The organism is Chitinophaga sp. (genome assembly GCF_036566945.1).
Taxonomy (GTDB): Bacteria; Bacteroidota; Bacteroidia; order Chitinophagales; family Chitinophagaceae; genus Chitinophaga.
The window spans coordinates 1-14,488 of the sequence record NZ_DATCVJ010000700.1 but is presented as its reverse complement, the minus strand read 5'-3'; the positions used below and the strand labels follow the sequence as shown (position 1 = coordinate 14,488).

The following is a 14,488-nucleotide window of genomic DNA, read 5'->3' as shown; positions in this document are numbered from 1 at the left end:
TTTTGCAGGTATTTCAATAGTTCCAGCATTGGCTGATACACCATTTCATTATAATGCATTTTTTTCACCGGGTGCAAAGCGGTATCAATCCATTGGCTCACAGACGAATCAAATTGATCTGTGCTCATACCGGCATGCGTGGCAGCAACGATTTCAAGAATACCTTTTTCTCCCTGCTTCATAATGCCGGGCATATCGTTGTTTAGTACAGATTTAAAAGGCTCTTTGGTTTTCCATTCGGGGTGAGCGGAGGCCATGGATTTCGCCTTATCCAGTGCGTAAAAGAACTGGAAATATACAGGCTGTTCGGCCCATAGGGTGCCATCATTATCAAAGGTGGCAATTCTTTCAGATACGGGAATAAAGTCAGCGCCCCCGGCAGTGGTGACCTTATTTACATAGTCGATGATAGCTTTTTTGACAGTACCATCGTTCCACGATGGGAGTGGATCTTTAGCATCCAGGGAGTCTACCTTTTCGTCGCCACTCTTGCCAACGTTGTTATTTTTATTGCCGCATGAAACCAGTACAGACAAGGAAACTGCGATCATTACAAATGAAAATACTTTCATACACCCTGATTGATTGTTATAAATAATAAAGTGAAGGCCCTTGATTAACGCCATAGAACCCCGGCATAATTACCAATGGCTCAGTATGCTTATGATTGGATGATGGGCGCTAAAAGATTGAGTATGCTTAAGAAGAGAATAGTAACTAGCGGCTCACAGTTCAGGCGCTCTCTATGGAAACATTTATAACCTCTTTTTGTTTAATCTTTTTTTAATTATACTTTGATTGCACCCGAAAAAAAATCGCCGGTTTCTGTGGCCAATAAATAAAAAAGCCCTACCAAACTTGTATCCGGTAGGGCGGGGCTGCGATAAGCAACAGATAATGTTTGAACGAGGTAAGAGAACGCCACCTATGAGCCTTAGGAAAATGTCGACCCATCATTTTTCAGAAAAGTCAGCTGGGAAAGTTGGTTTTAATTATTTTTTGGCCAGCCATATAGGGTATTCGTCCTTAGCACACCCGATTGGGTGTGTTGCTTTCAACGCCTCCCCTGCATTATAGCGACTTTATCCCTGATGCTTTGCATAAAATGAACGATAAATTGAAACGTTAAAAAATGATTCCAAAAACCAGCGACGGAGAAAATTTAAAAAATGATTGTATTTTCCGATAAACCGGCAAATACAATTTATCAAGTGAACAATGAGCCACAAAACGGAAATGATAAATCATACTGCCGACCTATGTGAATAACAAAGCATGAAAGCATTTCATAACGATAAAAAAAAGGTTGTCGAAGACCATTTGTTTCTTAGCCTGCATTTAAATCCTGCCACCCAATGATGAAAAATGTCCCGAAATTAATATTCCTGCTGATTATCTTATTCCATTGTAAAGTCAACGCACAAACCAGCTCGATCCGGGGAACCGTGACAGACAGCAGCCTGAAAGCCCCGTTGCGGAATGCTGTAGTAGTATTACTACAGGCCCGGGATTCCATTATCATCGCCAGTACCAGGGCAGGGAAAGATGGGGAGTTCCGCTTTCAGCAACTTCCTGATACTGCCAGCTATGTTTTATATTTCTCCTATCCGAAGTATGCCAGCTATTCCCACCGGGTAAACATGAAAGATGTTGGCAATAAGCTGGTAGAGATGAAAAATATCTATCTCATACCCAAAAGCAAATTGCTGCACGAAGTAATCGTAACATCGAAGGTGGCTGCCATCAAGATAAATGGCGACACCACCGAATATAATGCCGGTAGTTTCAAAGTGCAACCCAATGCCTCGGTGGAAGAGCTGTTAAGACAGCTCCCCGGCCTGCAGATAGATCAATTTGGTAATATCACCGCCCAGGGGCAGAAAGTAAAAAAGGTGTTGGTAGACGGAGAAGAGTTTTTCAGTGACGACCCCACGCTGGTAACACGCAACCTCCGGGCAGACATGATCGACAAAGTACAGGTATATGATAAGAAGTCAGATGCCGCAGCATTTACCGGTATAGAAGATGGGGTAAAAGACAAAACCATCAACCTGAAAATTAAAGAAGATAAAAAACATGGCGTATTTGGAAAAGCCGAGGCCGGCGCCGGTACAGATGAACGGTACAATGTGCAGGGAATGATTAACTTTTTCAAGGGCAAAAGAAAGATGTCTGCCTATACCACCACCAGCAATATAGGAAGATCCGGGCTGGGAACTGCCGATAAAGAAAAAATGGGATCTGACGAAGAGGGCGATGGCAACTATTCCGGTAAAGGGCTACCAACCACTACCTCGGCTGGTTTTCACTACGATAAAAAATGGAACAGTGATAACACTTCTCTCAATGGCAATTATAAATTCAACCAGCAGCAGGTGGTCGGATCAGAATCCACTACCTCGCAGAATAACCTGCCTTCCGGTGTTATTCTAAGCAATTCCAATAACAATTTCAAGAATAACAGCACCGACCATAAACTGAATGCAAAATATAGTTACAAGTTTGATTCTACTTCCACTTTTACTATTTATACAGACGGATCACGCTATAGTAACAAAAGTTCGAATAGCAGTTTTACACAGAACAGGCGGGGTGATTCCAGCCTGATCTATAACAGTGAGAAATCCGGCACCAATAAATATGACTACGACCGTTACAATCTTAACCTGTCCTGGGAAAAACAATTAAAAAAGAAGGGCCGTACCATCGCGGTGTATCTGAATAATAACTTTTCCAATGATGCCACTAATGGAGAAAGCGCTTCCACGAGTACCTTCTATGATGAACTGCATCGTCCCGATAGCACGGCAGTGCTGCATTTGCGCAGAAAAATGGATGATAACTGGCGTGTATCTACGCTCAATGCTATTTACACCGAGCCCCTTTCTAAAAAATTGTCCCTGATTGTCAACTATGACTTGTACAGCGAATCGTCGCATGACGATAAACGTTCGTATAACCTTGGCAAGAACCAGGACCCAACAACGATTGACACGGCTTTTAGTACTAAAATGAATTCAACCACCTGGGCTAACCAAGGTGGATTGTCCCTGAATTATGCCAACAAAAAGGTAATACTGAAAGTAGGTAACAATATTAAGTTTGTTCAGATGAATTCCGAAAGTGTGTATGATGCCCTAAAGCTGGATAAACAGTTTACAAACCTGAATCCTAGTCTCAATTTCAACTATAAATTCAGTAATTATGAAGCATTGAGTTTTAGTTACAACGGGAACAGCAACAACCCAAGCCGTCCGCAGATGCTTCCTTTTAATTTTGATAACGGTCAGCTTACTACGGTACTGGATAATACAACGTTGAAGAATAGCTTCACCAACAATTTCACTGCCAGGTACTATGCTGCAAAAACAGTCTCACAGATGTATTATGGAGCATCGGCTGGTTATACGATAGTATCAAATCCAATTACCCAATCGATCACTGTAGATCCTACGGGGGCGTATACCTATCAAAATGTAAATATGGAAGGTTATGCCAACTGTAATTATTATGCAAATAGTTATTACTCGAAGCAAATCAACCCGTTTGACCTGCAGGCCGTTGCCGGGCTGGGGTTTAATGGCGGTAAGTCCTTTAGTCCGATCAACGGTGCCATCAACCAGCTGAACTACAATACCTATACCCTGGTGTTGCAAGCCTATAAAGCGAAGTTGCAGAAATATAGCATTAATTTAACGGCAACCGGAGGATACACTAACAATAGTTCCTCTCTTCAGCCAGACATTAAAAACAGCTATTTCTACTATAACCTAAACCCCTCTTTTGATCTTTATTTTCTGAAGAAGTTCCAGTTCCATACAGATGCCAACTACCTCTGGCAGCAAAAAACGCAGACATTCAACGATAATTTCAAGCGTACCATCTGGAATGCCTGGATAGGGCGCAATTTTTTCAGCAACGACCAGCTAACGGTGAAAATCTCCTGCAATGATATCCTGAACCAAAATAACGGTTATGCCCGTACGGCCACCAACACATTTTTTTCAGAAAACCGCTACACCACTATTCAGCGCTACTTTATGCTCGGTGCGACCTGGAATTTCACAAAATTTAATAGTATTAAACAGTGAGAAAGATCATTAACATTCTTGGAATTATTATAGGGATGAACTGCTTCCCCCCTGCTGCTGCGCAACAGGCGGTATTTATCAACAGCGGGAAAATAAAGTTTGAGCGGAAAGTCAATACGTTTGCAGCGATGCCCATTTTTCTAAAAGAAACGGGGAGCGTAGCCGAGGATCAGCTGCCAGCCGTCATACAGCAATACCGGAGCACTGCGCCCCAGTTCTGGGCAGATAGCTTTGAGCTATATTTCAGCGGGGAAGAAAGTCTTTATCAGCCGGGGAATCCGGATATGAACTATTCACAAACCTTCCAGATACCGGTGGCTTATAAGAACAAAGTGTATAGCAATTTCTCCACTGATACAGTGCTGACGGAAAAGCAGGCTTTTGAGCAGGTATTTTTCATGAAAGACGCCGCTAAAAAACTGAAATGGAAATTGACAGAAGAAACCCGGGAAATTGCCGGCTATGAATGTCATCGGGCCAATGCCTTGTTATTTGACTCTATCTATGTCGTGGCATTTTATACTGATGAAATTCCTACCCGCGGAGGACCGGAGTCTTTCAATGGTTTACCCGGAATGATTTTAGGCGTAGCCATCCCTCACCAGCATATTACTATTTTCGCTGAGAGCGTTACCCTCATGGATACAGCGCCGGAGAAATGGAAAATGCCGGCACCCGGAAAATCAGCGCTGATTAATAACAAGGATTTTAATGTTAAAACGGCAAAAATGCTGAAGCAGTTTAGATTGACTTCTGCATGGGTACAGTTTTTTATGGATTTGTAGGAGAAGAATAAAAATGTCTTGCTGCTACACATACAAGCATAACAAAGAAGGTGCAACACCTTACACCTTCTTTGTTAAAGTCCGTTGATAGATTAGTATTTAGGTTCTCCCCATTTATTCAGGGCGGGATTACCTGGCATGGTTACCGGACAACCTTCCGAAGCAGCACGAATCTTTTTGCTGATACTGCATCCGCAAACCTTGCAAACGCAATCTGCGGCCCTTTTACCAATGGTATCTTTAGATTTGGAGGTAACCAGTTTCTGCAAAAATTTCTCTGGTTTTACCAAATGCTCGCAGGAAAGACAGGCATCTTCCCGTTTTTCCAATACCTCATCACTGACTACGGTAAAACCGGATTTGGTCCAATTGAACAAGGCCGTTCCTGCTCTTTTTAACAAATCACCGTTGGTTAACTCTTTTTCCTCTTCTACCTCATACAATTTATTACCAGCATCATTTAATAAGGCATTCAGGAAGGGTGCACTCTGGCGGCTGATAATAAGATTTTGCGCGTATACAGGATCGTTGATCGCCCGCAATAATGCGTTGGTGGGGATGCTTCCCGGTAAACCAAGGTAGCTCCCAAATTTTACAGCTAAATCATCAAATGAACTGTTTTCTTCTACCTCAAGAATTTCGTGTATCATGGTACTTACTGGATTTGCGACTAAGTAATAAGAGGCCTGCTATACGAAGCCGTATGCAGGCCTCCTGAATGTAGAAAGCCGGTTATCAGAAATTAAAACCGGCACAATTATCACCCTTGATCAGTGGCTCGCCTTTAGCAGAGGTAACATCAAATACGCAAACGGAATAACCTCCGGGTTTCCCCTTGATGAGACTCAGGTTCACCACGTTTGGATTCTTTGGATCCATACGGGCGGCATTCACGGAAAGAATCGGATCGAATACATAGTTACCGATGGCTGTAGCTGATTTAGGATCTACCGGCAAGTTGTAAGTAACTGTCAATGTAGTACCTCTTTTATCAAATACAGGGAGTGCGGATGACACCTGGAGCTTAGGATCTACAGGACCGCCGGCACATGCAGGCAAGGCCATCATATTGAATGCTGCGTTTACAGTATCCATACGACAATCTGTTGAAATGTACATGCAGGTATTCCCTTTTCTTCCTTTTCTCAATATGGGAGCAATCAGATCAAAGAAGTCCGGCAATGTACTAATCGCCGCCTTCATGATAGGAGCAGCGGAAAGACCATACCATACCTTTGGTAATACCCCGGTCATCGCAAAGTAATCGGACATCCCTTCACAGGTGTATTCAGCCGGATTCTTAGGTTCACCACCATAGAGGTGTCCTAATTCATGGCCTATTACGAATGCGAGGAGATTAAAATTCATCACGGAAATACGCGCCAGACCGCCGTTAACCACTACAAAGGTTTGACCATACTCAATGAAGGAATAAGCATTTGGCATTTGGTTTTCCTTGTCGTAGTAAAAATTAACATCCGGATAAAAACCCTGAAACAAGGTAAACAGGTATTTCACCACCTCATCTCCGATGCCGGAATAAACAGGTGCTATTACGGCATTTGGATTTTCGTAAATAGACAGTGCCTGTTCTCTGCTGATAAAGTGCTGTGCACTGTCAGGGATATTAACAGCGCCTTTGGTGCCAAATTTTTCAAACACACTGGAATCGAAATCCTCCGGTTTGTAATCCGGATGGTGGGCCTTGAGCGCGTCACCGATGATGTGCTGGTACTTCTCCAGGTAGGCCTGGGAACCAAATTCAGGCAGTTTATCGTGGTCTGCAACGAGTCCTCCCGAATCCTTGGCCAAAAGGCCGAGCTGCAAGGCATAATCCCCGCAAACGATACCTTTGGCAAGCATCAGGTGACCATCCAGTGTGGTAGCCGGGCCAATACTGGTAGCAATGTGGTGCAGTCCTTTTTTGTATTTACCCACTTCCAGACTTTTGACCAGCGCAGTAGTGCCGTCATAGTATACCAGCTTGTCCTGGTCGGGCACCAGTTTAGCGGCAGACTTCATTTTTTGATCCGTCATATAAAATAACTGATCTCTGGAAACAAACAGGTGATCCAGTTTACCATCCCCCGTGTCGTAGGTAAGTTTAATCATGGTAATCTGACTGGTATTTCCACCAGCGCCATTGCTAAACAATACCTGTTTCTGGCTCCAACTGCTGAGATCCGCATTGTCGGCCACATACACCAGGTCGCCGGGAACGAATTCCGCAATAGCCTTGTAGGTTTGTACATCTACTGCAACAGGTGTTTCGTTTGCAAAACAACCGCAGCAACAATAACAGCCTTCACTAATGATAGGTACCGGTGAAGTGGCGGAGTAGGAACAACATCCGTCATACCTGTTTGGCGAACATCCGTTTGGATAGGTACTGGAACAATTACAGTAGCTTTCTGAATACTGTTTTACAATGGTAGCATCACAATGTTCCTCTGGACACATTGTTCCACCCAATGCCTTGATGTTGTCAAGGCAGGGCTGGTACCACCAGTCATTAACGCCCATAGCTTAATTTTTTTTTGTGAGAGAAAAGTTGTTACCGATCGCTGGTTCGCACCAGCCTGACATCAAATGGTTATTTTTTCTTTTTTGGTATACCTCCTTTTTTTGGATTTCAGGGAATATGATTAACTAAATGCAGGTTCGGTGTAATAAATAACGACAGCCATATCAATCAGCGTGGTGGGGTCCAGCGCCTTGTCTGTACCCGTTCCTTTTGATATACCATCCGGCAGATTCGCATCCACAAACTGAATGGTACAATTCACACTTCCTTTGCCAAAGCCGATACTCTGTAAATCATCTCCGCTGATCTCTCCATAATTCGCGGAGATATTAAATAACTTAACACCCTGACTGCCTTTTATCTGCACAAAAGTATTCCCGCTCACCGCCGTACCATCGGCCAATTCCAATTGCAGTCCCAGTTTTTCCACTTTTACAGTGGCCATGTTGGGCAGCCAGTAATTGTCTGTAATCGGAAAAGTAATCGTTTGTATACCACTGACAGGTGTACCAAACAGATTGGTCCAGCTATTGAAAAATGCCTTTTCCAAATCAAAGGTCTTCGCCTTGGTATAACTGTTGGATGGATACTGAATATTCTTGTAAACATTCTTAACAGCCGTGGCAAAGTTGTTACCCCCAAATTTGGCCGTGTATTTTACGTTGATAATGATATCGGAAATACTGTCATAATTTATTCTGTTGGTATCTGGCGGCAGACTCAGTGTCCAGGAAGAAATAGCGCCGGTACATTCAAAAGGCAGGTATCGCTCATCATCAAAGTTTAATACAAACAAACCGGTATCATCTATTCCTTTCGACAATGCAATCTGTTGACCAGGAACCCAGTTTTGACGGAGGATATTGGATGGTGGCTCATCTGTAGTCAACCCCGTTCCGGCAGTGGTTTTGGAAACCACATACTTCACTGCATTCACATCCGGTTCCAGGATTAACCAGTTGTAATTTTGAGTAAGCGTAGCATTCAGATTCTGATAGGGTCCGATAACAGCCGGAATCGATATCGATATCGATTTTATCTTCCTGCAATATTGTCCTGGAAAGTCATAATCAAATAATTGCTCACTTAATACAAAATCAAGCACACCTTGTGTTCCTCCGTTATTACCCCATTTAAAGCACAGGAATTCTTCCGGAAAGTTCTGCTGCACAGAAATGGTTTTTTCGATTTCAAACGTACGGGTATTGAGGCTATTATAGGAGGTTTCCATTTGCTGCAGTGACAGCATCAGCGATTCTCCCGCCAACAACCCTTTATACAGACTGTCCCAGTAATTGAAGGTAATCAGTTGACTATTGGTATCTTCTTCAAACTGGAAGGCTGCCTGGGCCTGTAATGCGGTATTTAATGCCAGGTTATACGTTTGGAAGTAAAGAGATGATAACCTGGAACTCATCCAGTTGTAAAGGTCTTCATTCGTGAATTTTGATTTCAGGAAGTTATCAACCGTTTGGGTTTGTTCGATACTTTTCTGGTTCACGATCAAATCCTGCTGTGCAATCAGGATACGGGCCTGGCTGGAAGTAATCTCCTGGGTGATTTGTGCCACCTCATATCCGGCACTTTCTTTCTGGAACTCCCAGTCTTCGTCCCGACGCTGATAAGAACCTGCGGTCGATACCAGTCCTGCTGATTGATTCAGGATTTCCGCTGCGATGCTGCTGATGCCGGCACCCGCGCTTACCGCATTTCCAAATTCCATTCCTCCGTCGGCAAGCCCGAAAATATTAGGCGCCAGGTAAGCGGCGATGGATACCCCATTGATACCGGCTGCAATGGTCTGAGGAATGATAGCAGATGAACGTATGGCTACATCGGAAATTTCGTAGGAATTCCAGCCTGCATCCAATAAATCGGAATAGTAGTTTTGTTTATATTGCGCACCTTGCAGACTTTGCTGCAAGGACTCCAGTTGCGCCTGCGCATCTACAATCTGTTGCTGTTTTATCAGCACATTAAGATTCAGCAGGTTCAGTTCATTGACTGTTTGCAGCTGCTGTAACGCTTCACTATCTTTTTTCTCCAGGGCAGCCAGCAGCTCCCCACCCAGTTGCATCACGGTGCCGGTTAATTCTTTTGCCAGCTGTATCATGCTGCTAAAGCGGTAGGCCGGCACATTGGGCTGCACCATGGCACTCAGGTTCAGAATATTGTTACCGGAGGCTGCTGCTTTTACCAAATCCATCGGATTGATGGGCGGATCAAACAGTGGCAGTGGCTGTGCTACCCCGTTTATGTTGAGGCAGTGCCGGATGTTATACAACCTGTTGTCGATCGTATCCCAGTAGGTGGCAAACATTTCATTTTCCGGAATACAGAAATAGGCTTCTATATCATTGTAAGGAACATCTTTCCCTACGGGTGGCAGTACCGGAGGAATGGAAGATGAAATAGCATTTTCCATGTCTATGAGAAACTGCGGGATGCCACCGGCCGTGTCACCATATTTCGCCAGAATTTCATTAAAGTTCACCGGGAATTCAGGTGGCTGCTCGCCCATATCTACCGGGCGTGGGCCCAGCAGATCGTATGCGTAGATGTATAACATCATGGCTGCAGTAATGGATTCCCAGGTATACAATCTGTATTCACTATCTCCCCAGTCGATCAGGTTCTGAATATATTGCATCACCGTCGCCTTTTCGTAGGCGCCTATTCTGAGTCTGGCAATAGCATGCGGATCAAACGGATGGCGGTCATATGCATAGATCTGCGCAGGATCGGTGAGCTGTTCTGTCAGCGTTTGAAGCGTATGTTCCCGGAAAGGCTGGAATTGCCAGTAGGTATAAAGCGGGGTAATGAGATAGTTGTTGACCAGGATATTTTTTACTTCTGCGGCCTGTATATCGGAGATGTACAATGCGGCAGACAGCATCTGTATAGTCACGGTCAACGCGCCTTTCTTTACCAATCCGTTGGCATCAATCAAATCGTTCGGAGGCGTGCTCAGGGTGGTAAATATCTGGGCAGATTGTGCAGGAGAAATATTGTTGACCACAAACGAATCCGCTTCCATCTTTACCAAACTTAATGTGGGGTTGAATACATACTGATACCAATCCTCCGCGTCCTTGAACTGCAGATTATTATTCAGTACTTTCGCCACCAGCATAGGCCCGTGGAAGAATAATTCCCAATAGTATTCACCGTAGGGTCCAACAAAACTTACCTGCTCATCATATTGTATTTTAGGCGGCGTGACGGCTGCCGTGGGGCCCAGCTGGTCGAAATAGGACACCACATTTTTGGGCGCCTGTTGTGATTCCAGCGACAACATTTGATCAATTCCTTCTGTGAACAGTATCCGGCTCAATTTTCGGATGGCGCCGGTACTGATTCTGTCGATGGTGAACTGAAGAGAATAGATATTGTCATTCGGTACAAACTTGCTGGGCGGGGTGGTCGCGTCAGGGGTGATCAATATCGTTTTAACTTCTGCCGCCTGTTCTGGAGAAATCCCCAGAACCGCTGCAAGCATCTGTACACTCAGTCCTTCGGCAATAGCGGTGTTTACTATTCCATCTTTACCGATAATGGTATTTGGTGGCGTGCTCAAAATAAAATACGTTCTTTCTGACACATCAATGCTGATATCTGCTGTTTGAAAGGAATTCGGTTCTACATGCACATAGCTGCCACTTTCATAGCAAATGCCCGTGAGTGAGGAAGACAACAATATATTTTTCACTTCATAGGCCTGCTCTATGGAGATACTACACAAAACAGCCAACATATTGGGTTGTATGCTAAGTGCCTTAGCTACATCCACCTGACCATTCGCTAAAATAATAAGGTTGGGTGCAGCGGATAATGCCGTATAAATATTGAAAGAGAGCGTCTGGTCAATATCCAGCGAAATAAATGAATATATATTTACGCCATTCAGCAGATTACCGATTCTGGCCAGATCACTGACATCTCCATATTTATCATTCTTAAAAAGATAGCCATCGCCATCATTATAAAAAATGAACATTCCCGGATTATTATCTATTGGAATAATCTGGCTGTTAAGCGTAGCAATATTCTGAAGTAACGATTGTGTACCGTAGTAGTGGGCATACAATATGTCTCTGACTTCTCTGGCCTGTTCTATATCGAGAGATAGCAGCAGGGCATACATGGAAGCATCCACTGTCAAAGCACCGGCCAGCACGGTACCTGTGCTGCTGATCACGGCATTTGGAGGCGTGGTCAGGATGGTGTAAATATTGGCCGATTGTGTGGCATTAATATCGAAGGTAATGAAGGAAGTATTATCCACCGGAGACGGCTGCAGGAAACTTACCAAATCCAAACCCATACCTTCAATGTAATTTGTTCTTAAGGTATTGGCAGAGGGTTGCAATACCAGTTTCTTTTCAAGACTGGTGGCTGCAAACCCAGGGGCACTATTGCCTGCTAAAGCATCATTCTGCAGGAAAACATATTCATGGTTGTTGATCAGGAAACTGCTTTCCAGCAGGGCATCCAGTACAATGAAAGGTGTCAGTGGATAATATCCTGCGATACCTTCGGTTTTCCCCTGTCGTATAACGGCATCGTCTATACCAATTTGCAGTTCAAATGCATAGGTCATGGGTGGAGCCGTTAGCTTGGGATCAGGAACAGTGGCGGGGTTATAGGCTAAAACATTGGTCAGCGGTCCATAGTAAAGATAAATTTTCTGTTGTTTCTGCGGGTCGGCCAACGGATCAAAGAAGTTTTTATCATCACTTGGAAATGCAATAACACGATTGTAATATGGTTTATTGGAATTAAAGAGAGTCGCATTGAAAGGACTGTTGAAAGACGGATATGGACTCACATCTATCACCTGGTTATCAATAATGGTTTGCGGCTGTTTCCAGTTACCACTATAATCGTAAAAAGATGATTTGATGCTGGCTTTAGTGACGACAATTTTGGCATTGTCTGATCCGGTTTCATTCGTTTGCACCAGCTCCACCCAAAAAATAAACAGCTTGTTAAAGGCGTATGTGGCGGTAATATGATCGGAATTGATGGTGATATTGATCTTATTCCATTGTGACCATACATCTCCGGGCTGCCTGGTAATATAGTAATACTGATAAGGCACCGACTGTGTTCTGGCAAAGAGATACAAGATCTCACTTTCCGGATTAATAGGTCCATCCGTATAACAATGGTAACCACTCACGTATTGCAGCGTGGCCAGTTCCTGGAAGGAATCCAGGTATTGTGTATAGGCTGCTTCCACGGTGGCAGCGGTAATATTTCCCTGGCTGAGATTATTTTCCAGCTCCTTAAATAAATCTGTTTTTGACACACGTAAACTAGGGTCCAGGTAATTTTCGGGATATAAAAATACTTCCCGGTTTGCCTCCCATATACGGTAGTTCATAATCCATTCCCAATATACATCCGGAAGGTCGGCCTTATCAATCACCACGTTCCTTTCCAGGTTGAGGCGGCACCGCTGCAAGTATAGCTGGGCGGAGTTCAGGGCCTGCTTGATATAGGAAATATCCTGGCATCCTCCCCTTTTTACATCAATCAACAGGTATTCATACAAATTATCGGCGGTGGTAATGTCCGGGTAGGTTTTACCCACTTCCCAAACGGTGAGGGCCAGCATGGCTGTTCGTTTTGCTTCTTCCAGCTTGCCGTTCATGGTTTTAAATACCGTCGGCCATGCATCTGAAGGGATCACTGCTTTTACATTTTGCAGTAATGTAGTCGACAAGCTATTGTAGGTGGCCCAGTTGGCAGCATTGGTCTGCTGCCAGGAAGCGATGTCGTTGAGTTGTTTTAGAAAGTATACATCTATTCCCAGTTGAGCGGTAATGGAGAAAGCGACGTTCAATCGCTGTAGCTGCAATACGGTCTTACAATTCACACCTGTTCCAAAAAAGTAATCGCATAAATACCGGCACTGGTCCTCATGCCAGCCCGTGATAGCACATAACGCCGCACAGGCATCCAGCGTAGTGGCTTTGACGGTATAGAGATATCCCACCAATGCACTGTTCGTATCGCCAAAAGCACTTTCCAGGTTAATAAAAGTATTGAGCGCAATAATGTTATTCGGACTAAAGGTCAGTAAGAAAGTACTTGCGTCGAAATTATAGGTAAGATTATAGGCAGATGGGGTTTGAATAACGCCTTCTATCTGCACAATATTAAAACCAAGACTCTTATACAGAATAATGAATCTGGACAGCCCCTGAATGAAATTGAATGCGAACAATAAATCATTGGTCGTTTCTATGGTTGGATCTGAATAGAAATAGATATTGTCCTGCCCGGGAACCTGGTAGCCATAATAAAGTACAATACTGTCCTTGTCGTCGATGGTCCATGCGCCGGTGGCGGTGGTGACAATATTGATTATTTCCGGCAGGGGTAAGCTGTTTTTCGAAAAAACCGCCCGCACTTTGACAGGATCCAGCTCCGTGGTGCTGGCATCTTTCAGTACAGTATTAGCCGGTGTGGCAATCAGATCTTTCAGGTAGAAATATTCCAGGTAATTGGGCGCATTGAAAAGTGTTTTCACCTGATCAATAATACTGGACATAAAGTCCGACTTCACCTGGAAGAACGAGGAGATTTCAGAGGTAAATACATTCGTTTGATTACTCCGGTAAGTATCGGTGGTTTGAACAATATTGGTTTTATTCTGGAAAGACAGGGTAAAATCATCCTGCGTGACTACCGTCATCGAGTCAGGCAGATCCTGGATCGTGAGGATATTGGTATTCGATACAAATCCGGCTGAGTCCACATAATTTTGCGGAGTGGCCATCATCCAGTCAAAGATGGCTTTAGATTGTTCCGGGGAAATACCGTTACCGGTGAAAGTGCTTTCCAGCAGCAGGTTTCTTTGCAGGGAGGAATGCAGGGAGTTAATAAAGTCGGGTACATTCACCACTTCATATCCGGCATTCACATACTGACTGGTTTGCGCATTACAGAGATAATTTACCGTAAACGCATTGAGTCCTGTTCTCCGCATCCACTTAAGGTTTTCCACTATCGCAATTACATTATCAGGTGTGAGTGACAATGCAATCAGGTCAGGAAATCCTGCTTGTGTTAATCCCAGT

General features: G+C 44.0%; 6 protein-coding genes. 2 read left to right on the top strand and 4 right to left on the bottom strand.

What is annotated here, in order from left to right:
• A partial coding sequence (locus VIP81_RS21145; protein WP_331965914.1) for a hypothetical protein occupies positions 1 to 572 on the bottom strand: 572 nt, incomplete at its 3' end.
• Between the two features lie 783 nt (positions 573 to 1,355).
• On the opposite strand from VIP81_RS21145, the gene VIP81_RS21140 reads away from it, so the two are divergent.
• Both VIP81_RS21140 and VIP81_RS21135 read left to right on the top strand, forming a co-directional pair.
• The gene (locus tag VIP81_RS21140; protein ID WP_331965911.1) at positions 1,356 to 4,091 is read left to right on the top strand and encodes a TonB-dependent receptor; all 2,736 of its coding nucleotides are present in this window, start codon (positions 1,356 to 1,358) and stop codon (positions 4,089 to 4,091) included.
• A gap of 35 nt (positions 4,092 to 4,126) precedes the next feature.
• Positions 4,127 to 4,876: a GLPGLI family protein gene (locus VIP81_RS21135; protein WP_331965908.1), complete on the top strand. Its 750-nt coding sequence runs from the start codon at positions 4,127 to 4,129 to the stop codon at positions 4,874 to 4,876.
• Positions 4,877 to 4,968: 92 nt separating this feature from the next.
• Here VIP81_RS21135 and VIP81_RS21130 read toward each other — a convergent pair whose 3' ends face one another.
• From VIP81_RS21130 to VIP81_RS21120, 3 genes are all read right to left on the bottom strand, one after another.
• The gene (locus VIP81_RS21130; RefSeq protein ID WP_331965905.1) at positions 4,969 to 5,526 is read right to left on the bottom strand and encodes a hypothetical protein; all 558 of its coding nucleotides are present in this window, start codon (positions 5,524 to 5,526) and stop codon (positions 4,969 to 4,971) included.
• Positions 5,527 to 5,611: 85 nt separating this feature from the next.
• A complete protein-coding gene (locus VIP81_RS21125) occupies positions 5,612 to 7,399 on the bottom strand; it encodes a M48 family metalloprotease (RefSeq protein WP_331965901.1) in 1,788 nt (595 codons plus the stop codon).
• A 122-nt stretch (positions 7,400 to 7,521) separates the two neighbouring features.
• Positions 7,522 to 14,397 carry a neuraminidase-like domain-containing protein gene (locus VIP81_RS21120; protein ID WP_331965898.1) on the bottom strand — a complete coding sequence of 2,292 codons (6,876 nt, stop codon included), beginning with the start codon at positions 14,395 to 14,397 and terminating at the stop codon, positions 7,522 to 7,524.
• Positions 14,398 to 14,488 lie beyond the last annotated feature (91 nt).

Bases quoted from the DNA above. Each gene is read 5' to 3' on its own strand.
- VIP81_RS21140 (WP_331965911.1), top strand. From the start codon at position 1,356: ATGATGAAAAATGTCCCGAAATTAATATTCCTGCTGATTATCTTATTC.
- VIP81_RS21120 (WP_331965898.1), bottom strand. From the start codon at position 14,397: ATGCGGAGAACAGGACTCAATGCGTTTACGGTAAATTATCTCTGTAAT.
- VIP81_RS21135 (WP_331965908.1), top strand. From the start codon at position 4,127: ATGAACTGCTTCCCCCCTGCTGCTGCGCAACAGGCGGTATTTATCAAC.
- VIP81_RS21130 (WP_331965905.1), bottom strand. From the start codon at position 5,526: ATGATACACGAAATTCTTGAGGTAGAAGAAAACAGTTCATTTGATGAT.
- VIP81_RS21125 (WP_331965901.1), bottom strand. From the start codon at position 7,399: ATGGGCGTTAATGACTGGTGGTACCAGCCCTGCCTTGACAACATCAAG.